General features: G+C 63.7%; 19 protein-coding genes. 11 read left to right on the top strand and 8 right to left on the bottom strand.

Annotation, left to right across the window (positions count from 1 at the left end):
* Positions 1-20 precede the first annotated feature (20 nt).
* A complete protein-coding gene (locus C7H85_RS13160; RefSeq protein WP_106730155.1) occupies positions 21-857 on the bottom strand; it encodes a tetratricopeptide repeat protein in 837 nt (278 codons plus the stop codon).
* Positions 858-870: 13 nt separating this feature from the next.
* Positions 871-1590 (bottom strand): 4'-phosphopantetheinyl transferase family protein, encoded by a 720-nt coding sequence (locus C7H85_RS13165; protein ID WP_106730156.1) that lies wholly within the window; start codon positions 1588-1590, stop codon positions 871-873.
* A gap of 206 nt (positions 1591-1796) precedes the next feature.
* On the opposite strand from C7H85_RS13165, the gene C7H85_RS13170 reads away from it, so the two are divergent.
* Positions 1797-2192 carry an NlpC/P60 family protein gene (locus tag C7H85_RS13170; RefSeq protein WP_425445073.1) on the top strand — a complete coding sequence of 132 codons (396 nt, stop codon included), beginning with the start codon at positions 1797-1799 and terminating at the stop codon, positions 2190-2192.
* A gap of 126 nt (positions 2193-2318) precedes the next feature.
* Here C7H85_RS13170 and C7H85_RS13180 read toward each other — a convergent pair whose 3' ends face one another.
* Together C7H85_RS13180 and C7H85_RS13185 are read right to left on the bottom strand one after the other, a co-directional pair.
* Positions 2319-4175: a DUF3413 domain-containing protein gene (locus C7H85_RS13180; protein WP_106730158.1), complete on the bottom strand. Its 1857-nt coding sequence runs from the start codon at positions 4173-4175 to the stop codon at positions 2319-2321.
* A gap of 32 nt (positions 4176-4207) precedes the next feature.
* Positions 4208-4435 carry a YejL family protein gene (locus C7H85_RS13185; RefSeq protein ID WP_106730159.1) on the bottom strand — a complete coding sequence of 76 codons (228 nt, stop codon included), beginning with the start codon at positions 4433-4435 and terminating at the stop codon, positions 4208-4210.
* 77 nt (positions 4436-4512) lie between these two features.
* Between C7H85_RS13185 and yejK the strand changes: the two genes are divergently transcribed.
* Both yejK and C7H85_RS13195 read left to right on the top strand, forming a co-directional pair.
* Positions 4513-5511, top strand: a complete 999-nt coding sequence (yejK, locus tag C7H85_RS13190; RefSeq protein ID WP_106730160.1) for a nucleoid-associated protein YejK — start codon at positions 4513-4515, stop codon at positions 5509-5511.
* A 518-nt stretch (positions 5512-6029) separates the two neighbouring features.
* Positions 6030-6926 (top strand): hydrogen peroxide-inducible genes activator, encoded by an 897-nt coding sequence (locus C7H85_RS13195; protein ID WP_106730161.1) that lies wholly within the window; start codon positions 6030-6032, stop codon positions 6924-6926.
* Between the two features lie 57 nt (positions 6927-6983).
* Here the strand turns inward: C7H85_RS13195 and ahpF are convergent, their stop codons facing one another.
* Together ahpF and ahpC are read right to left on the bottom strand one after the other, a co-directional pair.
* Positions 6984-8531, bottom strand: coding sequence for an alkyl hydroperoxide reductase subunit F (ahpF, locus tag C7H85_RS13200; RefSeq protein ID WP_106730162.1), 1548 nt, complete (start codon positions 8529-8531; stop codon positions 6984-6986).
* A 94-nt stretch (positions 8532-8625) separates the two neighbouring features.
* Positions 8626-9192 carry an alkyl hydroperoxide reductase subunit C gene (ahpC, locus tag C7H85_RS13205; protein WP_106730163.1) on the bottom strand — a complete coding sequence of 189 codons (567 nt, stop codon included), beginning with the start codon at positions 9190-9192 and terminating at the stop codon, positions 8626-8628.
* A gap of 839 nt (positions 9193-10031) precedes the next feature.
* On the opposite strand from ahpC, the gene C7H85_RS13210 reads away from it, so the two are divergent.
* The 6 genes from C7H85_RS13210 (at position 10032) to C7H85_RS13235 (ending at position 19373) form a co-directional block, all read left to right on the top strand.
* Positions 10032-11630 (top strand): isocitrate lyase, encoded by a 1599-nt coding sequence (locus C7H85_RS13210; protein ID WP_106730164.1) that lies wholly within the window; start codon positions 10032-10034, stop codon positions 11628-11630.
* Between the two features lie 234 nt (positions 11631-11864).
* Positions 11865-14003, top strand: a complete 2139-nt coding sequence (locus C7H85_RS13215) for a methyl-accepting chemotaxis protein (RefSeq protein ID WP_158260096.1) — start codon at positions 11865-11867, stop codon at positions 14001-14003.
* A gap of 106 nt (positions 14004-14109) precedes the next feature.
* Positions 14110-15294, top strand: coding sequence for a thiamine pyrophosphate-dependent dehydrogenase E1 component subunit alpha (locus tag C7H85_RS13220; RefSeq protein WP_106730166.1), 1185 nt, complete (start codon positions 14110-14112; stop codon positions 15292-15294).
* On the top strand, positions 15294-16271 hold the full coding sequence (locus C7H85_RS13225; RefSeq protein ID WP_106730167.1) for an alpha-ketoacid dehydrogenase subunit beta: 978 nt from the start codon (positions 15294-15296) through the stop codon (positions 16269-16271). The genes C7H85_RS13220 and C7H85_RS13225 overlap by 1 nt, the downstream gene beginning before the upstream one ends.
* Before the next feature lie 9 nt (positions 16272-16280).
* Positions 16281-17552 (top strand): 2-oxo acid dehydrogenase subunit E2, encoded by a 1272-nt coding sequence (locus C7H85_RS13230; RefSeq protein WP_106730168.1) that lies wholly within the window; start codon positions 16281-16283, stop codon positions 17550-17552.
* 3 nt (positions 17553-17555) lie between these two features.
* Positions 17556-19373, top strand: a complete 1818-nt coding sequence (locus tag C7H85_RS13235; RefSeq protein WP_106730169.1) for a protein kinase domain-containing protein — start codon at positions 17556-17558, stop codon at positions 19371-19373.
* On the opposite strand, the gene C7H85_RS13240 is transcribed toward C7H85_RS13235, so the two are convergent.
* The gene (locus tag C7H85_RS13240; RefSeq protein WP_106730170.1) at positions 19370-19951 is read right to left on the bottom strand and encodes an acyl carrier protein phosphodiesterase; all 582 of its coding nucleotides are present in this window, start codon (positions 19949-19951) and stop codon (positions 19370-19372) included. The two genes, C7H85_RS13235 and C7H85_RS13240, sit on opposite strands and share 4 nt — an antisense overlap.
* Positions 19948-20457: a CBS domain-containing protein gene (locus tag C7H85_RS13245; RefSeq protein ID WP_106730171.1), complete on the bottom strand. Its 510-nt coding sequence runs from the start codon at positions 20455-20457 to the stop codon at positions 19948-19950. Before C7H85_RS13245 ends, C7H85_RS13240 begins: the two co-directional genes overlap by 4 nt.
* Before the next feature lie 201 nt (positions 20458-20658).
* On the opposite strand from C7H85_RS13245, the gene queA reads away from it, so the two are divergent.
* Complete coding sequence (queA, locus tag C7H85_RS13250) at positions 20659-21720, top strand: tRNA preQ1(34) S-adenosylmethionine ribosyltransferase-isomerase QueA (RefSeq protein ID WP_106730172.1); 1062 nt, start codon at positions 20659-20661, stop codon at positions 21718-21720.
* Between the two features lie 175 nt (positions 21721-21895).
* Positions 21896-23044, top strand: a complete 1149-nt coding sequence (gene tgt, locus C7H85_RS13255; protein WP_106730173.1) for a tRNA guanosine(34) transglycosylase Tgt — start codon at positions 21896-21898, stop codon at positions 23042-23044.
* Positions 23045-23113: the final 69 nt, after the last annotated feature.

Consider the following 23113-nt stretch of genomic DNA (forward strand, 5'->3'; position numbering starts at 1 on the left):
CCCGATCCCCGGTCCCGGGGTCAATACAGCATGCTGTACAGCTTGCGGCGATAGCGGGAGGCCACCGGATCGGCGCCCATCGAGGTCAGCATGTCCAGGAAGTGCTTCTTGGCTTCCCCGAAGGCCAGGTCCTTTTGCAGGACTTCGATCAGCAGCTGCAGGGCTTCTTCCTGGCGGCCCGCCTGGAAGTACAGCACCGCCAGCTCCTGCTTCAATGCCATGGAGTCCGGGGTTTCGGCCAGCTTCTGCTCCAGCTCGCGCAGCTCGGGGCTGTCGGCGGCTTCTTCCGCCAGCTCCAGACGGGCCAGGATATGCTGGTACTGGCTGTCCTGATCCGCCATGCCGATGGTTGCCAGCAACTGCTTGGTTTCTTCCAGCTTGTTCAGCGCCAGGGCGGCTTCCGCCAGGCACAGCCGGATCGCCGGGGTATCGTCCAGGGCGCGGGCCTGCTGCAGCAGGCCGTAGGCCGCCTGCGGATCCAGCCCCAGGGTCTGCTTGGCCTGCTCCAGCAGCAGCTCGGCCTCGTTGGGCTGGTAGGGCTGCAGAAACGCCTTGATGCCGGCTTCATCCTGCGGACCTTCCAGCACGTCCACCGGCTGGCCGTCCTTGAACGCCACCATGGCCGGCAGTGCCTGCAGGCCGAGCTGGACCGCCAGGCTCTGCAGCTGCGGGTCGGCCACGTCGACCTTGGCCAGATCGATATGCGCGCTGTCGGCTCCGATGAGACGCTCCAGCACAGGGGTCATGGCCTGGCATTCAGGCACCTGCTGGGCGTGAAAATAAATCACCACCGTCTTGCTCATGGAGGCCTCGATCAGCGCCTGCTGGAAATTCTGTACAGTGATATCAACGATCATAAACAGCGTCTCATTAAGGGTTTATGGTTAAGTTGGGTTGCGGGCCGGTAATTTCAAGGTCGAAGGGCAAATCCGCCGGGCGGAGCCGGTGCGGCGGGTCGCCGCCGGCGTGGCCGAGGGCGAGGGTCAGCCAGGCCGGTCCCAGGGGATACTGGTAGAGCCGGTACGGCTGCGCGTCGAGCAGGGCGGTGGCGCTGTCCGGCTGCCAGTGCACCCGCTGCAGGTTGTTGGCGATGCCGCCGCCGCCGGCCTTGAGCACCGCCTCCTTCACCGTCCACAGGCGGATGAAATCCCGGGTAGGGTGGGCGCTTTGCGCCAGCCACTGCTGCTCCGGGGCGCTCAGGTAACGGCGGGCCAGTCGTTGGATCTGCGCGGGATCCAGCTGGCGGCTTTCCAGATCCACCCCGAGATCGCCGTGGTTGCCGATGGCCAGGGCCAGGTAGTGGCCGCTGTGGCTGAGGTTGAAGTACCAGCCCGGCGGCTCGAGCTGCGGTTTGCCCCGGTCGTCGATCCGTATCGCGATCTGCGCCGGATCCTGCTGCAGGCGTTCGGCCAGCAGCCGGCGCAGCAGGTAGCGGCCGAGCAAAAACAGTGTCGCCTGGCGCGGATGATTCATGCTGTCGAGCCGTGCCAGTTCGGCGGAAGCCAGGAAATTCCGGGCGTTGGCGGGCAGTTTTATGGCTGCACTGTCACAAATCAGTAATTCGGTGACAATATCGTTGTTTCTGCTCATATTCTCTTTTGCAAAAGACCCGGGTTCTGCACTAGTATCTTCCAAATCGATAGCCGGTTGCCATTATTCGTATGAAAAAGGTCATTATTCTAAGTAGTTTGCTTTTAGTTGCCGGTTGCAGCAGCACGCCGGACGCGAAGTCGGGCAAGAAGATGACGGGCAAGAAAAGCACCTCTTCCCTGACCTACAGCATCAGTACCGGTCCGATGAAGCCCAAGCGCATGCCGGGCACCATCAAGGATTTGCACCAGGTGTACCAGCGCTGGCGAGGCGTACCTTACCGCTTCGGCGGGGTGGATGCCCGGGGCATAGACTGTTCCGCCTTCACCCGCACCATGTATCAGGAAGTATTCGGCATGGAATTACCCAGAAGTACCTATGAGCAGGTGCACCTGGGACGGGAAATCACCAAAAACGAACTGCAGCCAGGGGATTTGGTGTTTTTCCGTATCGGCAACGGTACCCAGCACAACGGCATCTACGTGGGCGACGGCAAGTTCGCCCACGCTTCTTCCAGCGTGGGGGTGACCATTTCCCGGCTGGACAACGTCTACTGGCGCAGCCGCTACTGGCAGGCCCGCCGCCTGCTGGACGATATCTGAAACGCGGGGACTGTTGACTGGGGATGTGAGGCATCAAGAATATCCCCAGTCCCCAGTCCCCAGTCCCCAGTCCCCAGTCCCCAGTCCCCAGTCCCCAGTCCCCAGTCCCCAGTCCCCAGTCCCCAGTTATTTCCCCTGAAAACGATTCAGTTCATTCATGATCTGCAGCAGCAGTGACAGCTCCGGGTTGGCGTCGGGCTTGGCCCGGTAGTCCTCGGCCCGCAGCAGCCGGAAATCCCCCCGCCGGTTGAACAGGGTGATGTCGTCCCGCTGGTAGATGGCGTATTCCTCGTCCCCCGAGGCCAGCCGCCAGCGTTGCGGGTCTTCCTGGAACAGGGACTGGCCGGCGGCGTAGCTGCGGTGCGGGCTCTGTACGCCCAGCGCCTGGTGCATCAGGGTCGGGATCAGATCCAGGTGGCTGGTCGGGTGGGCGTATTGCGCCGGCTGGGACCGGCCCGGCCAGGCGATCACCAGCGGTACGTGCAGCTGTTGGGGCGAGTAGGCGTTGCCGAAGCCCCAGGTGTTGTTGCCGTTGTCGTTGAACTCCATACCGTGGCCGGAGGTGACGATGATCAGGGTGTCCCGCCGGGAGGGCGAGGGCAGCGTCGCCAGCAGTTGGCCCAGCAGCTGGTCGGTGTAGAAGACGGCGTTGCGGTAGCGGTTGAACAGCGCCAGGCGCTGCTCGTCCCGGTAGCTGTCGGCGGGATTGATGCGCTCCAGCGACGGCTGGAAGGGGCCGCGCTGGTGCTCGGGCAGATCGAGCCGGCTCAGGGCATCGAGATAGAGGTAGGAGAACCAGGGACGGGCCTCGTGCTGCTGGCCCAGCCAGTCGCCGAACCGGGCCAGCACCTCGGCATCCCCGGCGGCGCCGGCGGTGGCCGGGGTCAGGGGCTGATTGCGCAGGGCGGAGAAGATGGCGTCCTGGTACAGCGGGGCCTCGAGCCCGCCGCTGGCGAACAGGCCGAAGCGGTAATCCTGGCGTTGCAGCTCGTCGATCAACACCGGCGTGATGCCCTCGGCCTCGGCATCGCGGCGGTAGTGGGCCGGCAGGCTGTAGAACAGGCTGAACAGGGCGGACTCCGCCTCGTTGCCGGCGCTCAGGTGATTGTCGAAGCGCAGGTGGCGGTCGGCGAAACGGCTGAGGTTGGGCATGGTGATGTCGTCCAGCATGTCGGCGCGCAGGCCGTCCGCCACCACCAGCAGGATATTGGGCGCCAGATCCGGGGCCTGGACCGCCAGCGGGCGCAGAGGATAGTTGAGCCGCTGCGGGGGCGTGCCGGCGGCGCGGGCGGCCTGCTGGCGGTATTCATCTTCGTCCAGCCAGCCCTGCTTGATCAGGAAGGTCTTGGCGGTCATCGGGTAGGACAGCGGGAAGTTGGCCTTCTGCTCGGTGATGGCGGGGTAGAGGGTGGCGTCGGCCCAGATATGCATGCTGTGGGTCAGAAAGAAGCTCACCAGCAGCGGCAACACCAGCGGCAGGGTGAGGGAGCGCCGGCGGCGCTGGCTCCAGCGCCACAGCCAGGCCGCCAGCCAGAGCTCCGCCAGGAACAGCAGCGGCACCCACACGAACAGCCAGCCCCAGCCCGAGGCTTCCTCCGCCTGGGCCTGATCCAGCAGCAGGCGCCAGACGGTTGGGTTCAGGTGGAACTTGAACAGGCTGAATACCTGGGTGTCCACCAGCAGCAGGGTCAGGGCGCCGGTGGCGATGGCCGCGCCGAGCAACTGCACCGCCCGCAGCCGGGGAAACAGGAAGGTGAGCGGGAACAGCGTCAGCAGGTAGGTAAAAAAGGTCAGGAAGGCAAAATGGCCGACCCAGCTCACCAGCATGTAACCGGCCCCGAGCAGGGTATCGGGCCAGCCGGTGGCCAGCAGGTAGCGGCTCGACACCGCCATGGCCAGCAGGATATTGAAGAACACAAACCAATGACCCCACCCGATCAAGCGGGAGACATTATCGCGATAGAGGTTACCGGTTTCGACCATGGGAGCAGACGCTTAGGCTAACAAAAAGGCGCTTAGTGCGCCCCTTTTTGGGTATCGACGGAGCCGGTGAGCACCTTGGCGAACTTGTCGGCAATGGCCTGACGCTGCCCCGGGGCCACCTGATGGTTGATGATATGGGTCGCCAGGTTGCCCAGCACCATCAATCTGAGATCCGCCGGGGCCTGGTGCTTGTCCATCACGGCTTCCAGCTCGCTCAGCAGTTGGTCAAATTGTTTATCGTACTTGGAAATGATAGGCATGGGCGTTCAATCATGTAACTTAGTGACAGGCCGACTATAATACCCCACCCCTTCTGGCAACTCTATGGCAATCTTTTATGAGCTTGGATATTGAACATATCATAGTGCACTCCCTGTTTCTGGACGAACAGGGGCAGACCCAGCTTGCCACCCGCGAACAGGAACTGGCCACGGGGCCGGCGGTGAACCAGCTGATGGGCGAGCTGCATCATATCTACAACACCAAGGCGGGCAAGGTGTTCGGCTACTTCAACGAGGAAGACGACAGTTTTCGCGATCTGGTGCGGCGGGTGGAAGATCAGAGCCTGACCTTCGCCGCCTTTTCCCATCTGGCGGCCGAGCGGCTGCAGGCCGAGCTCAAGCGGCTGGACATGAACGAGGCTGGCGTGCTGCTGTTCGTGCGCTACCGGTGGCTGGGTGCCCACTACCTGCTGATCGCCCTGCTCGACAACAAGGACAGCGTGACCGTGACCGACAAGCTGGAAGTCAGCCACGCCAGCTACCTGGATCTGGGCAAGATGCAGCTCGCCGCCCGCCTGGATCTGACCGAGCTGCAGAGCCGGCCCGAATCGCACCGTTACTTTTCCTTTATCAAGGGACGGGCCGGGCGCAAGGTGTCGGATTTCTTCCTCAACTTCCTGTCCTGTGTCGAAGGCATGGATCCCAAGGCCCAGAGCCAGGGGCTGCTGAAGGCGGTGGACGAGTATTGCGAGTCGCGCCAGCTCAGTGCCGAGGAAAAGCTGGAAAGCAAGGCGCTGGTGAACAAGTACTGCCGGGAGCAGCTCAAGGAGGGCGAGGAGCTGGAGTTGCGCGAGCTGTCGGCGGAGCTGGGCACCGATGACGATCTGGACTTCTACCAGTTCGTCAGCGAGGAATACCAGCTGGAGGACAAGTTTCCGGTGGACAGGTCCGCGCTCAAGGGACTGACCAAGTACGTCGGCTCCGGCGGCGGCCTGACTATCAGCTTCGATCAGAAGCTGCTGGGAGAACGCGTGCAGTACGATGCGGCCACCGATACCCTGGTGATCAAGGGCACGCCGCCCAACCTGAAGGCCCAGCTGCAGGGCAAGCATTAAGACTGACTCTTGGTCACAAGTCCGGCTGTCTGATTTGACATAGCGAAGAGGCAACAGGGCCACCTCCGCCGACACGCCGTGAATACATCCATGTAGGCTCGCACATGCCATCCCTGGCATGTGACGGTCGGCAGAGGTAATCCCTGTTACCTCTTTATCAAGCCCCGACGCTGTCTGAAGGTAGTGCCGGCAGGCGGCTGCGGAGCGATAGAGAGGACAAAGGGCGCAGCGAAGCCGGCCCTCCGCGCCAGGGAGGGCGCGGCGGAGCCCCCATGGATGGGTTTACGGTGTGCCGGAGGAGCAGTGCGCTTTGGCCGACGTTTGACGCCTTATCATCAACAAAAACTTGTGACTGAGAGTCAGGCATTAAGAAGGGTGGGGCGGCATCCTGCCGCCCCGGGACTGTAGCAAGTAGGCATACTTGAGACAGGAACAGGGAAATGCGATGGCGGCCAGTCTAGAAGCTGTGATAGCTTTGTTGAACTGAATTAAATAGATAGCGTTAATCGAGTTTATCAATGAGTCGCTGGCCCAGCCTGAAACAGCTTACCTACCTGGTGGCACTGGATGAACACCAGAACTTCAATCGTGCCGCCAAGGCCTGCTTCGTCAGCCAGTCCACCCTCAGCACCGGCCTGCAGAACCTGGAGAGCCTGCTCGGCGGCGAGCTGATCGAGCGGGATCATAAGGCCTTCGTGATGACGCCCCTGGGGCGGCAGGTGGTGGCCCGGGCGCGGGAGCTGCTGGCCCAGACCCGGGAGCTGATGGAACTGGTGGAAGGGCAGAAGGGCGCCATGAAAGGGGCCATCCGCCTGGGCTGCATCCCCACCATAGCGCCATTCCTGCTGAGCGGGCTGGTGCAGTCGTGCCGCGGCCGTTATCCCGAACTGCAGCTGTTGCTGCGCGAGGACACCACGGCGCAGTTGCTGGCGCTGCTGCGGGCCGGCGAGCTGGATCTGCTGTTGCTGGCGCTGCCGACCGAGACCGAGGGCCTGCATACCCGCATCCTCGGCCAGGATCCCTTCGTATTGGTGATGCACCAGGAGCAGGCCCGTCATCTCAGCTCGCCGGTGAACTACATCGACCTGCCGGATCAGAGCATTTTTCTGCTGGAGCAGGAGCACTGCCTGACCGAGCACGCGGTCAGTGCCTGCAAGCTGACCGACAGGCGCAAGGTCAACCCCTTCGCCGCCACCAGTCTGCACACCCTGGTGCAGATGGTGGGCGCCGGCCTCGGCACCACCTTCCTGCCGCAGATGGCGATCGACGCGGGCATTCTCGACAACACCGATATCATCGCCATGGCCCCCCAGGGCGACAAGGCCTACCGGGATATCGGCCTGGTATGGCGGCCCACCGCCACCCGGGTGGAGACCTTCTACCGGCTGGGCGATCTGGTGACCGAGTTGCTGTAACGAAAAGCGGAGTGCCGGGGCACTCCGCTTTGTTTTTTCCGGGGCATCCCGGCGCCGTTACGAACCGGCGCGGATCAGATGGTCGAAGGCGCCCAGGGCGGCGGTGGCGCCGGCGCCCATGGAGATGACGATCTGCTTGTAGGGCACCGTGGTGGCGTCGCCGGCGGCGAACACGCCGGCCATGGAGGTGGCGCCCCGGTTGTCGATCACCACTTCGCCGGAGCGGGTCAGTTCCACCTCGCTGCCGCGCAGGAACTCGGTGTTGGGCACCAGGCCTATCTGCACGAAGATGCCCGCCAGCTCCAGCCGCTTGCTGTCGCCGCTGACCCGGTCGGTGTACTGCATGCCGGTTACCTTGCTGCCGTCGCCCAGCACTTCGGTGGTCTGCGCATTCATGATGATGTCGATGTTGCCCATGGAGCGGGCCTTGCGCTGCAGCACCTCGTCGGCGCGCAGGGTGTCGGCGAACTCCAGCACGGTGACGTGCTCGACGATGCCGGCCAGGTCGATGGCCGCCTCTATCCCTGAGTTGCCGCCGCCGACCACGGCCACCTTCTTGCCCTTGAAGAAGGGGCCATCACAGTGCGGGCAGTAGGCCACGCCCCTGGTGCGGTACTCGGCCTCGCCGGGCACGTTCAGCTCGCGCCAGCGGGCGCCGGTGGCCAGGATCACCGCTTTGCTTTTGAGGGTGGCGCCGGTGGCCAGGGGCAGCTCGATAAGTTCGCCGCGGCGGATGCCGGCGGCCCGCTGGTCGGTGATGATGTCGACCCCGTATTCCCTGACGTGCTGCTCCAGGCTGGCGGCCAGCTTCGGGCCCTCGGTGTAGGGCACGGAAATGAAGTTTTCGATGCCGACCGTGTCCATTACCTGACCGCCGAAGCGCTCGGCCACCAGGCCGGTGCGGATGCCCTTGCGGGCGGCGTAGATGGCGGCGGCGGCACCGGCCGGGCCACCGCCGACGATCAGCACGTCGTAGGGGGCCTTGTCATCGAGGGCGGCGGCCGTGCGCTCGGCGGCGCCGGTGTCGACCTTGCCGATGATCTCTTCCAGGCTCATGCGGCCCTGGCCGAAGTGCTCGCCGTTGAGGTAGACGGCGGGCACCGCCATCACCTGGCGTTCGTTCACCTCGTCCTGGAACAGGGCGCCGTCGATCATCACGTGGCTGATGTTGGGGTTCAGGTTCGCCATCAGGTTCAGCGCCTGCACCACGTCCGGGCAGTTCTGGCAGGACAGGGAGATATAGGTTTCAAAGTGGTATTGGCCCTCGAGGTTGCGGACCTGCTCCAGCAACTCGGGGGAGGCCTTGGACGGATGACCGCCGGCCTGCAGCAGGGCCAGTACCAGCGAGGTGAATTCGTGGCCCATGGGGATACCGGCGAAGCTGACCCTGGGGGCTTCACCCTGGCGGGCGATGCTCATGCTGGGAGTGCGGCTGGCGGCGGCTTGCTCGAGGCTGATCTTGCCGGAAAGCCCGCTGATCTCGGTGGCCAGTTCCAGCAGTTCTTTTGATTTGGGGTTGTCATCACCGGACACGCTGACTGCTATCGGAGAGACGATGTTCTGCAGATAGGTGTCCAGTTGTTTTTTGAGATTAGCATCTAACATGGTCGTGTCCTGTGCCGAATTTTGGGTATAAAAAACCCGGCCCGCCGACCGGATGAAGGATCATCGCGGCGAGCCGGGGTTCATGGCCTGGGTGTCAGATCTTGCCGACCAGGTCCAGGGACGGGGCCAGGGTGGCTTCGCCTTCCTGCCACTTGGCGGGGCAGACTTCGCCCGGGTGGGCGGCCACGTACTGGGCGGCCTTGATCTTGCGCACCAGGTCGGAGGCGTCGCGGCCAATGCCTTCGGCGGTCACTTCGATGGCCTGGATCACGCCCTGGGGGTCGATGATGAAGGTGGCACGGTCGGCCAGGCCCTGGCCTTCACGCATTACCCCGAAGTTGTTGGTGATGGTGCCGGTCTGGTCGCCCAGCATGTAGTACTGGATCTTGCCGATGGTCTCGGAGCTGTCGTGCCAGGCTTTGTGGGTGAAGTGGGTGTCGGTGGACACGGAATACACTTCAACGCCCATCTTCTGCAGTTCGACATAGTGGTCGGCCAGATCGCCCAGCTCGGTGGGGCAGACGAAGGTGAAGTCGGCCGGGTAGAAGAACACGACGGACCACTTGCCTTTCAGATCGGCTTCGGTCACTTCCACGAACTTACCCTGGTGATAAGCCTGGGCGGTAAAGGGTTTGATTTCGGTATTGATGGAAACGGCCATGGTGAGCTCCTTTATTTCCGTGAGTGGATGAGTGTTTCTCTGGTACGCCGTTCATACTAGGTGCTCCGAACTATCGAATAAAGTCATTATTTTCTATTGATTCAATTGGTAAATTCGATTGGAAGCCGTTCGCTCCCCGGTGGTGGCCTCCGCCGGGACCGATTTTTTTATCGGTGCCGCTGCCGGCGGGATACGGGCGGCCGGCGGCGTGTTCAGGCGCCGGCCGTGCGTCTGGCAAAAATGATAAAACAACAACAAGCCGGCCCGGGCGCTGCCGATACCCTGGTTGCTGCGTGGTTTTTTGCGACTGCAAAAAACCGGAACCGACCGCAGACAGGATTTAAAACGTGTGTTTAAATGCAGTTGTCACCGGCGCTGCCGGGGAGGCGGGGAAAAATAATCAAACCTTGGAGTTTGGTCGGGATAATTTATTGCATATGTAATTTAATTACGTAACTTTAAAACTCAATATCCTGTCTTGGTCCAGTTGTTCATGGCCGTTACATCCAGCAAATATGCGATTTTAAAGCCTAAATACTTTGGTCGTAGCCGGTGGTCGTTGTGTGACATGTGTTGTGTTTTTGTGAAATCAGATCTTGATCTTGTGGGGATTTTTACGCAACTTAATAGGCGTACGGCAACGCAGAACAAACGGAAACGTGGATCACGACAGGCGCACAAGACGGTAGCAGAAATAACAGCCTGGCTGCGGAGCAAAACAAAAAACCACTGCCAACATCAGCAAGCTGGATCCGCCATGCTCGATTTGCTGGTTTGACAGGGAAGTTTCAAGCCTCTGAACAAGAGTGGCGCAACCCTAACAAGACAGGACGGACACCATGCCATACGCAAGCGACGTTGATACCCTCACTTCATTGATCAAGCAAAACCCGAGCTGGAGCGCCATCAAGCCGGAGCACGCCGCCCGCATGCGCGCCCAGAACAAATTCAAGACCGGCCTGGACATCGCCAGGTACACCGCCGGCATCATGCGCGAGGACATGGCCAACTACGACAGGGACTCCTCCCGGTACACCCAGTCCCTCGGCTGCTGGCACGGCTTCATCGGCCAGCAGAAGCTGATTTCCATCAAGAAGCACTTCGGCAGCACCAAGCGCCGCTACCTGTACCTGTCCGGCTGGATGGTGGCGGCCCTGCGCTCCGAGTTCGGTCCGCTGCCGGATCAGTCCATGCACGAGAAAACCTCGGTGCCGGCGCTGATCGAAGAGCTCTACACCTTCCTGCGCCAGGCGGACTCCTGGGAGCTGAACCACCTGTTCCGCGCCTTGGAAGAGGCCCGGCAAGCCGGTGACAGCGCCAAGGCCAAGGCCATTGAAGCCCAGATCGACAACCATGAAACCCACATAGTGCCGATCATCGCCGACATCGACGCCGGTTTCGGCAACGCCGAGGCGACCTACCTGCTGGCCAAGAAGATGATCGAAGCGGGCGCCTGCTGCATCCAGATCGAGAACCAGGTGTCCGACGAGAAGCAGTGCGGCCACCAGGACGGCAAGGTGACCGTGCCCCATGCCGACTTCCTGGCCAAGATCAACGCGGTGCGCTTGGCCTTCCTCGAACTGGGGGTGGACGACGGCGTCATAGTGGCGCGCACCGACTCCCTCGGCGCCGGCCTGACCAAGCAGATCGCGGTGACCGACGAGCCGGGCGATCTGGGCGATCAGTACAACAGCTTTATCGATGGCGAGGTGATTAACAGTGCCGCCGACATCAACAACGGCGACGTGGTCATCAAGCAGAACGGCAAGCTGGTGAAACCCAAGCGTCTGGCGTCCGGCCTGTTCTGCTTCCGGGAAGGCTCCGGCGAAGACCGGGTGGTGATGGACTGTATTGCCAGCCTGCAGCACGGCGCCGACCTGTTGTGGATCGAAACCGAGAAGCCGCACGTGGGCCAGATTGCCGGCATGGTGAACCGCATCCGTGAAGTCGTGCCCAACGCCAAGCTGGTGTACAACAACAGCCCGTCGTTCAACTGGACCCTGAACTTCCGCCAGCAGGTATTCGATGCCTGGTCCGCCGAAGGCCGGGACCTGTCCGCCTACGACCGTGCCAGGCTGATGAGCGCCGACTACGACAACACTGAGCTGGGCCGCCTGGCCGACGAGTGGACCGCCAACTTCCAGCGCGACGCGGCGCGGGAAGCGGGCATCTTCCACCACCTGATCACGCTGCCGACCTACCACACCGCGGCCCTGTCCACCGACAACCTGGCCAAGGGCTACTTCGGCGAGGAAGGCATGCTGGCCTATGTGGCCGGGGTACAGCGCCAGGAAATCCGCCAGGGCATCGCCACCGTCAAGCACCAGGACATGGCCGGCTCCAACATCGGCGACGATCACAAGGAGTTCTTCGCCGGCGAGGCGGCGCTGAAGGCGGGCGGCAAGGACAATACCATGGGCCAGTTCGAGAACATCTGAGTGCAATAACAGGGTCAACAAAAAATAAAAAAACAATATAAAATCTAGGTCCACTCGTTTTGGCAGCCTCCGGGCTGCTTTTTTCGTGCTGAGGGAACGCGGGGTGTTAAGTAAACAGGTACAGTGCCGATAAGGATTCCAGGCCACCCGATCTTCGGGCCGAAAGGCCGCCACCGGATGGCACGGTCAGGATCCAACCGGTGCAGGAATTCACTCAGAGGGACGCTGAAAGGTATGGTAGAGATAAAAAAGACGGCGCTGTCGGCCAAGTTGTTTGTGGCAACCGGGTTGATGTTGCTGCTCAGTATTCTGATCCTCAACGGTGTGGTCAGCCTGTTCCTGCAGCGAACCGCCGGGCAGGTGAGCGCGGACACCTCCCGGGTGCTGGTGCGGGAAGTCACAGAACGCCTGCACAGCCAGGCCGGCGAGGCCGGTACCCGGCTGTCCGGCTTTATCAATGAAAGTTTCCGTTCGCCGCTGACCCTGGCGGCAATACTGGCGGATAACGCCGCGGCGTCGGCATCTGAGCGGCTCGGCCGGGAGCAGGTGGTGGCGCTGAACAGGCAACTGCTGACCGCCAACCGGCAGTTGGGCTCCAGTTACAGCCAGTTTGAGGCCAACGCCTATGACGGCGACGATGCCCGGTTCCGCCACGGCTACGACCACTCGGTGGCCGGCGCCGGCAGCCTGGAGGTCTATGTGGTGCGCCATCAGGACGGGCGCCTGGAGCAGCAGGTGATCGGCGACGCGGCGGAAAAGCACGATCAGGCGCGTAACGAATTCGGCGTGCGCAACGCCGAGTGGTACCTGTGTCCGATGGAAACCGGCAAGCCCTGCCTGATGGAACCCTACCTGTACGAAATCAAGCCCGGCTACAGCGAGCTGATGACCAGCCTGACGGTGCCGATCATGTCGGAAGGGCGCTTCCTCGGGGTGGCGGGTTCGGATATCAACCTGCCCGCCTTCCAGCAGCAACTGGTGCAACTGGCCGGCTCGCTCTACCAGGGCCGGGCCGAGGTGCTGCTGCTCAGCAGCCAGGGGCTGATCGTTGCCTCCAGCCGCTATCCCGACAAATTGGGGCGGCCGCTGCAGGAGGCGGTGAGCGGTGACGAACTGGCGCCGTTGCAGGCGCTGGCCCGGGGCGAACCCGGGCAGCCGTCGCTCGATCGGCTTTACGGCGCCTACCGGATGGAGATAGCGGCGACCGGAACCCGCTGGTCGCTGCTGATCAGCGTGCCCCGGGAGGTGGCCCTGGCCGAGGTCGCGGCCCTGGAGGCCGGGCTGGCCACCGGGGTGCGCGAGCTGACCCGGCAGCAGTGGCTGGCCGGCGGCCTCATCATCCTGGCTGGGGTCGGGCTGATGGTGCTGCTGGTACGGACCATCACCCGGCCGTTGAACATCATGAACGAGCGTATCGGCAGCCTCGGCAGCGCCGAGGGGGATCTGACCCGTTCGGTGACCATCGATACCCACCGGGAGCTGATTTCCCTGGCGGGCGGCTTCAATGCCTTTATCGAGAAGTTACGGGGGCTGGTTGGCGGCCTCAAGCAAACCGGCCGGCAGGTCGGGCAAGAGTCGGAAAACGGCGCCCGGCTGGCCGGCCGGATGCACGAGCAGGTCGGTCGGCAGCACCGGGAAATCGACTCGGTGGTGACCGCCATGAACGAGATGAGCGTGGCGGCGGGGGAAGTGGCTCGTTTTTCCGAGCAGGCGGCGATCGAAGCCGACCAGGCCAACCAGGCGCTGAAAGGCACCCAGCACCGGCTGGCCGGCACCGTGGACGACATCGGGCTGCTGGCCACGGAGGTACTGGACGCGGCCCGGGCGGTCAATCAGGTAGCGGAGCGCAGCGAGGCCATCAACGGCATCCTGGAGGTGATCCGCACCATTGCCGAACAGACCAACCTGCTGGCGCTGAACGCGGCCATCGAGGCGGCCCGGGCCGGCGAGCAGGGACGTGGCTTTGCGGTGGTGGCCGACGAGGTACGGGCGCTGGCGGCCAAGACCCGTCAGTCCACCGATGATATCGCCGAGCTGATCGGGCGGCTCAACCGGCAGGTGGGCACCACGGTGCAGCTCATGGAGCAGGGGGCGTCCCGCGCCGAGCAGACGTCGGCCGGCTCCAGGGAGTCGTATGAGGAATTGACGCGGGTGGTGGGACTGATCGACGTCATCAGCGAACACGTGACCCAGATGGCAACCTCTGCCGAGGAGCAGAGCGCGGTGTCCGACGACATCAACCGCAACCTCAGCTCCCTGGGCGAGGCGGCCGTCGAGCTGGCGGAACTGGCCGGGCAGGTGGGGGAACACGGCCAGCGGCTGAGCAGCCTGTCATCGGGGCTGGATCGGGAACTGGGCCGGCTCCGGACCTGAGCACCGGCCAACGGCTTGTTATCCAGGTGTTATAATTGGCGTCATACTGAGCTGTCGACGGCCGGCCCGTTTTCCTGATGCGCCGGCGGGCGCTGGGAGTGACGCCATGACCAACCCGAACAATGCCACCGCGAACACGGTACACCAGGCCCTGTTTATCGGTGCCAATGCCCTTGATATTCCCACCCTGCGGATACTGCGGGATGATGGTTCCCTCTACGCGGACGCCTCTCCGCCGGTGCTGGATCGGGAGACGGCGCTGAGAATGTACGACAGCATGGTGTTTATCCGCATCCTGGACGAACGCATGCTGGCGGCCCAGCGCCAGGGGCGGATCAGCTTCTACATGCAGTGCCTGGGAGAGGAGGCGGCCACCGTGGCCAGCGCCGCCGCCCTCGACCGGCAGGACATGATCATGGCCCAGTACCGGGAGCAGGGCGCCCTGCGTTACCGGGGCTTCACCCTGGCCCAGTTCATGAACCAGCTGTTTTCCAACGAGCGGGACCTGGGCAAGGGCCGGCAGATGCCGGTGCACTACGGCAGCCGGGACATTCACTTCATGACCATTTCCTCGCCGCTCGCGACCCAGATCCCCCAGGCCAGCGGTTACGCCTATGCCCAGCGGCTGCAGGGCCTGGACAATACCACCCTGTGCTATTTCGGCGAGGGGGCCGCCTCGGAGGGAGACTTTCACGCCGGGCTGAACATGGCGGCGGTGCTGCAGGCGCCGGTGATCTTCTTCTGCCGCAACAACGGCTACGCCATCTCCACCCCGGCCAGCGAACAGTTTATCGGCGACGGCATCGCCTGCCGGGCGGTCGGCTACGGCATCCAGGCGATCCGGGTGGACGGCGCCGACGCCCTGGCGGTGTACGAGGCGACCCGGCTGGCGCGCAAGCAGGCCATCGAGCAGCAGGAGCCGGTACTGGTGGAGGCCGTCGCCTACCGGCTGGGGGCCCATTCTTCCTCCGACGACCCCAGCGGTTACCGCTCCAGGGAGGAAGAGGAGCGCTGGCGCAAGCAGGATCCCATCGCCCGCTACCGGTTGTGGCTGGTGAACCGGGGCTGGCTGGACGAGGCCGCCGACCAGATTGCCACCGACGCCCTGCGCCAGGAGATCCTGGAGGCGCTGAAGGAGGCGGAGCAAGTACCCAAGCCCCATATCGATACCCTGATCAGCGACGTCTACGCCGAGCCCACCGCCGGGCTGCGGGCCCAGCTCGAGGCGCTCAAGGAGCATATACGGCACTATCCGGATGCCTATCCGGCGACCGCGGGGAGGCTCGACTGATGGCTCAGATGAATATGCTGCAGGCGATCAACAACGCCCTGGATCTGGCGATGGCGCGGGATGACGGTGTGGTCTGCTTCGGGGAAGATGTCGGCCATTTCGGCGGCGTGTTCCGCGCCACCAGCAAGCTGCAGGACAAATACGGCAGGCAGCGCTGCTTCAACACCCCGCTCACCGAGCAGGGCATCATCGGTTTCGCCAACGGCATGGCGGCCCAGGGGCTCAAGCCGGTGGCCGAAATCCAGTTCGCCGATTACATCTACCCGGCGTTTGATCAGATAGTCAACGAAACCGCCAAGTTCCGCTATCGCTCCGGCGATCAGTTCAATGTGGGGGGCCTGGTGATCCGCACTCCCTACGGCGGCGGCATCGCCGGCGGCCACTATCACAGCCAGTCGCCGGAGGCCTATTTCGCCCATACTCCCGGCCTGCGTGTGGTGGTGCCGCGGGATCCGGCCCAGGCCAAGGGACTGCTGCTGGCGGCCATCGCCTGCCCGGATCCGGTGCTGTTTTTCGAACCCAAACGACTCTACCGTGCCGCCGTCGGCGAGGTGGAGGAAGACTACTACGAGTTGCCGCTCGACCAGGCCGAGGTGCTGCAGGCGGGCACCGACGTGACGGTGGTGGCCTGGGGCGCCCAGTTGGAGGTGGTGCAGAAGGCGGTGGCCCTGGCGAAGAACGAGGGGATTTCCTGCGAGCTTATCGATCTGCGCAGCATCGCGCCCTGGGACGCGGACACCGTGGCCGAGTCGGTGCTGAAAACCGGCCGGCTGGTGATCAACCACGAGGCGCCGCTCACCGGCGGCTTCGCCGGGGAGATCGCCGCCACCATCCAGCAGCGCTGTTTCCTGTACCTGGAAAGCCCCATCGCCCGGGTGTGCGGCCTGGACACCCCCTATCCGCTGGCGCTGGAAAAGGAATACATGGCGGATCACCTGAAAACCTTCGACGCCATCGTGTGTTCGGTCAACTTCTGAGAGGGCAGCATGAAGCAGGATTTTTATCTGCCGGATATTGGTGAAGGCATAGTGGAATGCGAACTGGTGGAGTGGCTGGTGGCCGAAGGGGAGCGGGTGGCGGAGGATCAGGCCATCTGCGACGTGATGACCGACAAGGCACTGGTGCAGATACCGGCGGTGCATGGCGGCACCATTACCCGGCTCCATGTGGCCAAGGGGGAAATGGCGCGGGTGCATGCGCCCCTGTTCGAGATGGAGATCGAAGACCGGGGCGAGGATAACAGGCCGGCCGCGCCGGTATCCGCCGCACCCGGGTCGAAAGACGAAATCGGGCAAGACGAAACCGGGCAGGAAGACCAAGCCGACCGGACGCCGGCGGTGTCTGCACCGCCCGAGTCTGTACCGGGAAACGGGGCCAAGGCGGTGGCCAGCCCGGCGGTGCGGCGGCTGGCCCGGGAGCATGACCTGGAACTCGGCCAGGTTCCCGGCTCGGGGGACAAGGGCCGGGTCTACAAGGAAGATATCGAGGCCTACCTGGCCGGGCGCGACGTGGGCGGCGAGCCGGCGCCAGCGGTGACCGGAACGGTGGCGGAAGAGGCCGGTGAAGTCGAGCCGCTCAGGGGGGTGCGCGCGGCCATGGCCCGGCAGATGACCGCCTCGCTCGGGATCCCGCAGTTTACCTTCTGTGACGAGCTCAGCCTGGGCGAACTGCTGCGGCTCAAGGAGAAGCTGAAGGTGTCCTTTGCCGAAGAAGGGGTTCGGCTGACCCTGCTGGCCTTCTTCATCAAGGCGCTGTCGCTGGCCCTGAAGGACTTTCCCCTGCTCAACAGCCGGCTCGATGCGGAGGCCACCGGGCTGATCCGGCCGAGTGGCCACCATATCGGGGTGGCGGTGGATACCGAGGCCGGGCTGCTGGTGCCCAACATCAAGCACTGCGAGCAGAAGTCCCTGCTGGCCATCGCCGCCGAGCTGGAGCGGCTGGGCGAAGCCGCCCGGGCCGGCCGGCTGAGCCAGGCCGAGCTGCAGGGCGGCACCATTACCCTGTCCAATATCGGGGTGTTGGGCGGCATTGTCTCCAGCCCGGTGGTCCGCCCGCCGGAGCTGGCGATCGCGGCCCTGGGCCGGCTACAGCGGCTGCCGCGCTTCAACGAGGCAGGGGAGGTGGTGGCGCAACAGCTGATGATGGTGTGCTGGTCCGCCGATCACCGGGTGATCGACGGTGCGACCCTGGCCCGCTTCAACCAGTGCTGGCGGCAATACCTGGAGCAGCCGGAGCGGATGCTGGCCCGGCTGGCCTGAGCCATGTACCGGCACCAACTGCGCAACTTCTATATTCCGGAAGAGCAGTCCATCTATCTGCTCAACGCCAACGACGCCAGGAAGCTGAAAGACTGGATTGCCCTGTGCATGCGCGAGCTGGAAAAGCTTGGCTACCGCCGGATCAGCCTGGCGGGCAAGGGGGCCTACGGTTTTACCTTCGCCGGCACCGGCCGCCACGGCGAGGAGGTGGCGTTCAAGTTTTCGCGCATCAACCTGCCGCTGCATATCCAGGAGCGGCTGGCCGACGAAGCCTACATGCTGTCCCAGGTCAGCCATCCGCTGGTGCCGCGCTTTATCACTTACCAGGTGCTGAAAAAGCAGGGCATCCTGATGATGGGCCGGGCCAGGGGCGAGGATCTGGAGCGGCTCAGCCTGCGGCGCGGGCGCCTGCCCGCCCGGCTGTTGGTGGACATCGCCGCCCAGTTGGCGGACATACTGCGCACCCTGCGCCGCCACCACAGGGATGGTCAGGCCGCCCCCCTGGTGCACGGCGACATCAAGCCCTCCAATATCGTGTTCGATCCGGACAGCGGCCGCATCAGCCTGGTGGACTGGGGCTCCTCGGTGTTCGCCCAGACCGACAGCGAGGGGCAGTTCGTGGCCAACAACGTGATGCAGCTGATGTCGGCGGATCTGCAGCATTCCAATGCCCGGTTGGGGGATGTCTACTTCATCGGCCCCGAGCAGCGGGAAGGCGCCCTGTCCAGCCCGCGCTTCGACGAGCAGGGGGTGGCCGGCACCCTTTACGCCCTGGCCTCCGGCCAGTCCTGCCGCTTCGGCCGCAAGGCGATACCGGCGGTGAGCCTGGGGTTGCCGAAGGCGTTCGCGCTGATGCTGGACGGCCTGCTGTCCGACGATGCCCGGCTGCGGCGGCAGGCCGGGGATTACTTTATCGCCGAGATGCCCCGGCTGCGGCGCCTGGTGCTGCCGGCACTGGTGCTGTTCGACGACAGCCCGCAACTGCCGGTCTGGACCAGCCCGGAGCGGCACGAGATGGATACCGTGGTCTATTCCTCGCGCAAGTCGTTTCTGCGCGAGCACAGCGAGGAGCAGGGCATCCATTACGTGGACGACGCCCAGTTGGAACGCTATTACAAGAATTACCTGGAAGGCATGGGCGAAACCGAAAAGGCCTTCGTGGCGGCGGTGAGCCGGCTCGGCCGCTATCCGGTGGTGGGGGGGCTGGCCATCCACTGGGAGGAGGAAGGCGTCTATATCGACTCCAGCCTCAACCTGTATGACGAACGCCTGTACGAGGCCTTCGCGGTGGCGGTCAACAACGTGGTGCTGCTGGCACGGGCCATCGACAAGAAAGGGGTGTTCAAGGCCTGTCTGTTCAATGCCCGCAATACTCTCCACCTGAGCCGGGGCGAGCCCGGCCAGCCCTTCGTACCGCCGCCGGGCACCCGCATTCCCTACCGGCTGGCGCCGATACCGAGCACCGACGAGGCCAGCCGCCAGCATTCCTACTTCGAGGATGGCCGGGATCCGGACGAGCAACTGGTGCTGCCCTACGCCATCATGGACGCCATCGCCCGGCTCAACGCCATCCACCATACCGGCTGTATCATCTTCGAGGTGACGCCGCTGTACATGAAGCTGCACAGCTATTACCGGCTGCTGGATGACAGCGCCGAGGCGGAGTTTGCCGCCCTGCTCGCCTTGATCGTGGACAAGATCCCGCTGATCGGCGACGAAGGGGTGGGGGGCTTTATGAAGCTGCCGCACAAGAACACCCGCTTCTTTTCCCACCAGCCGGTGCAGCCCGAGCTGTTCTATCCGGCCAATCCCAGGGCTTAGCCTTGTCGGGTCTGGCTCAGCACAAAGTCCTGCAACTCGGGATAGAAGGCGAGGAAGGCCTGCTCCATCTTGTCGTAACGGGCCCGCAGCAGGGGCGCGCAGCGGGGCAGGGGCGTGGGGCGGCGAAAGCGGCCGTCGATGCGGGCGATGGCCCGGATGATGCCGTCGAAACGCTCGTACTGGGCCAGCAGCCGGTGCTGTTTGAGCCGTTCCACCAGGGTGACCATGGCGGGGGGCCAGTGTGCGTCCGGCACCAGTTGGCGGTGACTGTAGCCGATGAAATCGGCCAGTGGCCAGGGGTGGTAGCGAGGCCAGTGCCGGGCCAGGAAGTGGTCGAACATCATGTCCATGATGATGCCGCCGTAGCGGCGGAAGGGGCTGGGCAGGGCCTGAACTTCCCCCATATGCCGCGGGTGGGCATCGGTGAAGCTGTCTATCTGCCGGTGCAGGCGGATGCCGGTTTGCAGCGCGGCGGGCAGGTCGGGATCGATGGTGCCCCGGGCGAATTCGCCCAGCAGGGCCCCGGGCAGGCTGGTGTGGCTGAGATGGGCGAGGTGCAGATGGGCCAGATAATTCATAGATCCCGGGAGCCGTCCTGATAATCCTGGGGATCAGGAGCGAGTTCCAGCTCGTCCTGGTCGAGGTCGTCGAAGCCGTCGTCGGACAGCTGGTTGTCCAGCACTTCCAGCAGGTGGATGGCCACCGCCACGAAATCGCTGTCGGTGACGATGCCCACCAGCTTGCCCTTGTCCACCACCGGCAGGCAGCCGTACTTGTGTTTCTGCAGGTAGAGGGCGGCCTCGCGGATCCCCGCCCGGGGGCTGACGGTGGTGACCCCGTGCACCATCACTTCCGCCAGCCGGTGGTTTTGCAGAAAGTGGCCGTTGGTGCCTTTTTCCAGGCTGGATTCCTGGGCAGCCAGGATATCCCGCTGGCTGATCAGGCCCACCAGCTTGCCCTGCTCGACCACCGGCAGGTGGCGGATATGGTGGCGTTGCATCAGGGTGCGCGCCTCGGACAGGCTGGCGGTGGGAGGCAGGCCGATAACCTTGCGTGACATGATTTCCGATACGACGGCTGGCATGATGTTTTCTCCTCTTCATTTCTATCAAGATAGCTTAACTGTCCGGTCAGGTAACATGACCGCCGTCACAGCCGGACCCGGCCATCGACGCAAGGAGCCCGGCCGCATGGAAATTTGCCTCGTGCCCGCCGGCGGCCGAATTGCCTTGATCCCGTGATGCAGCCTCACTAGACTAGCGCCCGTTATAACAAGAGGTTGTCTATGCAGGTCCGTGATTTTTCCTTTGAACTTCCCGATGAACTGATCGCCCGTCATCCGATGCCGGAGCGCGCCGCCAGCCGGTTGCTGCAGCTGGACGGCAACAGCGGCGAGATCACGCATGGCCGGTTCGGCCAGATCCTGGACCTGGTCAACCCCGGCGACCTGCTGGTGTTCAACAACACCCGGGTGATCCCGGCCCGGCTGTTCGGCCAGAAGGCCAGCGGCGGCAAGCTCGAAGTGCTGGTGGAGCGGGTGCTGGACGACAAGCGGGTGCTGGCCCATTTGCGCGCCTCCAAGTCGCCCAGGCCGGGCACCGCGCTGCTGCTGGAGCCGGACGTCAGCGCCACCATGCTGGCCCGCCACGACGCCCTCTTTGAAATCGAATTCAACGACCCGCGCCCGGTGCTCGAGATCCTGGAAGCGGTGGGTCACATGCCGCTGCCGCCCTATATCGACCGGCCCGACACCGAGGCCGACAAGGAACGCTACCAGACCGTCTACAACGAAAAACCGGGGGCGGTGGCAGCCCCCACCGCCGGTCTGCATTTCGATCAACCGCTGCTGGCGGCGCTGAAGGAAAAAGGGGCCGAGCTGGCCTTCATCACCCTACACGTGGGGGCGGGCACCTTCCAGCCGGTGCGGGTGGACAAGGTGATCGAGCACAAGATGCACGCCGAATACATCGAGGTGCCGCCCGAGGTGGTGGCGCAAATCGAGGCCACCCGCGCCCGGGGCGGCCGGGTGATCGCCGTGGGCACCACCTCGGTGCGCTCGCTGGAAAGCGCGGCCCGGGCCAGCCTGGCCAGGGGCGAGCCGCTTGCGCCCTTCTACGGCGATACCGACATCTTCATCTACCCCGGCTACCGCTTCCAGCTGGTGGATGCCATGGTCACCAACTTCCACCTGCCGGAGTCGACCCTGATCATGCTGGTCAGCGCCTTCGCCGGCCACGGCCATATCATGGACGCCTATCGGGCGGCGGTGGCGGAGCGCTATCGCTTCTTCAGCTACGGCGATGCCATGTTTATTACCAGACAGCAGGGATTGGGGACTGGGGAATAGGGACTGGTCAGAGGTGTTTGTAGGCCCCACTTTAGTGGGGTGAAAATGGCAGCCGCCGATAGTATTGCCCGAATAAATTCGGGCCTACAGGCGCCCATAAACCAATCCCCAGTCCCTTATCCCTAGTCCCATCAAACCAAGGTCGGACTGTTTCTCCGGCCAACAGAGGTAAACGATGAAATTTGAACTGCAAAGCACCGATGGCCGCGCCCGCCGCGGCCGGTTGATCTTCGACCGGGGCGTGGTGGAAACCCCGGCCTTCATGCCGGTGGGCACCTACGGCACCGTCAAGGGCATGACCCCGGAAGAGGTGGCCGGCACCGGCGCCCAGATCCTGCTCGGCAACACTTTCCACCTGTGGATCCGCCCGGGCCAGGAAGTGATGAAGCTGCACGGGGATCTGCACGACTTCATGAACTGGCAGGGCCCCATCCTCACCGACTCCGGCGGCTTCCAGGTGTTCAGCCTGGGCGACATCCGCAAGATCACCGAAGAGGGGGTCTACTTCCGCAACCCGGTCAACGGCGACAAGATCTTCCTGTCGCCCGAGGTGTCGATGGAGATCCAGTACGATCTGGGCTCCGACATCGTGATGATCATGGACGAGTGCACCCCCTACCCGGCGACTTGGGAAGAAGCCAGGAAGTCGATGGAGATGTCCCTGCGCTGGGCCAGGCGCTCGCGGGATCATTTCGACCAGCAGGGCAACAAGAACGCCCTGTTCGGCATCATCCAGGGCAGCGTGTACGAGGATCTGCGCGACCAGTCGCTGGAGGGCCTGCTGGACATCGGTTTCGACGGTTATGCGGTGGGTGGCCTGGCGGTGGGCGAGCCCAAGCACGAGATGCACAAGGTGCTGGAGCATACCTGCCCCAGGATCCCGGCGGACAAGCCCCGCTACCTGATGGGGGTGGGCAAGCCGGAGGATCTGGTGGAAGGGGTGCGCCGGGGCATCGACATGTTCGACTGCGTGATGCCGACCCGCAACGCCCGCAACGGCCACCTGTTCACCACCGAAGGGGTGGTCAAGATCCGCAACGCCAGGCACAAGACCGATACCAGCCCGCTGGATGCGGATTGCGATTGCTACACCTGCAAGCATTATTCCCGTGCTTATCTGTACCATCTGGACAAGTGCAACGAGATCCTGGGTGCGCGTTTAAACACCATTCACAACCTGCGTTACTACCAGCGGGTGATGGAAGGTTTACGCGGAGCCATAGAGCAGGGTAAATTAGACGACTTTGTAGCTGAGTTCTATGGCCGGCAGGGCAAACCCGTGCCGCCATTGGGCCAGAGTGAACAAACAGATTGTGACCATTGAGCTCGCAGCCGGGCACCGGAAGGCACAGCACGCCGATACGCTGTGAATACATCCATGTACGCTCGGACA

The organism is Zobellella endophytica (assembly GCF_003012775.1).
GTDB lineage: Bacteria > Pseudomonadota > Gammaproteobacteria > Enterobacterales > Aeromonadaceae > Oceanimonas > Oceanimonas endophytica.

What these genes read in the sequence shown, in the direction of transcription:
- C7H85_RS13160 (WP_106730155.1), bottom strand. Translation starts at nt 857, where the DNA reads ATGATCGTTGATATCACTGTACAGAATTTCCAGCAGGCGCTGATCGAG.
- C7H85_RS13195 (WP_106730161.1), top strand. Translation starts at nt 6,030, where the DNA reads ATGAGTCGCTGGCCCAGCCTGAAACAGCTTACCTACCTGGTGGCACTG.
- C7H85_RS13225 (WP_106730167.1), top strand. Translation starts at nt 15,294, where the DNA reads ATGGCTCAGATGAATATGCTGCAGGCGATCAACAACGCCCTGGATCTG.
- C7H85_RS13215 (WP_158260096.1), top strand. Translation starts at nt 11,865, where the DNA reads ATGGTAGAGATAAAAAAGACGGCGCTGTCGGCCAAGTTGTTTGTGGCA.
- C7H85_RS13235 (WP_106730169.1), top strand. Translation starts at nt 17,556, where the DNA reads ATGTACCGGCACCAACTGCGCAACTTCTATATTCCGGAAGAGCAGTCC.
- yejK (WP_106730160.1), top strand. Translation starts at nt 4,513, where the DNA reads ATGAGCTTGGATATTGAACATATCATAGTGCACTCCCTGTTTCTGGAC.
- C7H85_RS13210 (WP_106730164.1), top strand. Translation starts at nt 10,032, where the DNA reads ATGCCATACGCAAGCGACGTTGATACCCTCACTTCATTGATCAAGCAA.
- tgt (WP_106730173.1), top strand. Translation starts at nt 21,896, where the DNA reads ATGAAATTTGAACTGCAAAGCACCGATGGCCGCGCCCGCCGCGGCCGG.
- ahpC (WP_106730163.1), bottom strand. Translation starts at nt 9,192, where the DNA reads ATGGCCGTTTCCATCAATACCGAAATCAAACCCTTTACCGCCCAGGCT.
- C7H85_RS13240 (WP_106730170.1), bottom strand. Translation starts at nt 19,951, where the DNA reads ATGAATTATCTGGCCCATCTGCACCTCGCCCATCTCAGCCACACCAGC.
- C7H85_RS13220 (WP_106730166.1), top strand. Translation starts at nt 14,110, where the DNA reads ATGACCAACCCGAACAATGCCACCGCGAACACGGTACACCAGGCCCTG.
- C7H85_RS13230 (WP_106730168.1), top strand. Translation starts at nt 16,281, where the DNA reads ATGAAGCAGGATTTTTATCTGCCGGATATTGGTGAAGGCATAGTGGAA.
- queA (WP_106730172.1), top strand. Translation starts at nt 20,659, where the DNA reads ATGCAGGTCCGTGATTTTTCCTTTGAACTTCCCGATGAACTGATCGCC.
- C7H85_RS13180 (WP_106730158.1), bottom strand. Translation starts at nt 4,175, where the DNA reads ATGGTCGAAACCGGTAACCTCTATCGCGATAATGTCTCCCGCTTGATC.
- C7H85_RS13185 (WP_106730159.1), bottom strand. Translation starts at nt 4,435, where the DNA reads ATGCCTATCATTTCCAAGTACGATAAACAATTTGACCAACTGCTGAGC.
- ahpF (WP_106730162.1), bottom strand. Translation starts at nt 8,531, where the DNA reads ATGTTAGATGCTAATCTCAAAAAACAACTGGACACCTATCTGCAGAAC.
- C7H85_RS13170 (WP_425445073.1), top strand. Translation starts at nt 1,797, where the DNA reads ATGAAGCCCAAGCGCATGCCGGGCACCATCAAGGATTTGCACCAGGTG.
- C7H85_RS13165 (WP_106730156.1), bottom strand. Translation starts at nt 1,590, where the DNA reads ATGAGCAGAAACAACGATATTGTCACCGAATTACTGATTTGTGACAGT.
- C7H85_RS13245 (WP_106730171.1), bottom strand. Translation starts at nt 20,457, where the DNA reads ATGCCAGCCGTCGTATCGGAAATCATGTCACGCAAGGTTATCGGCCTG.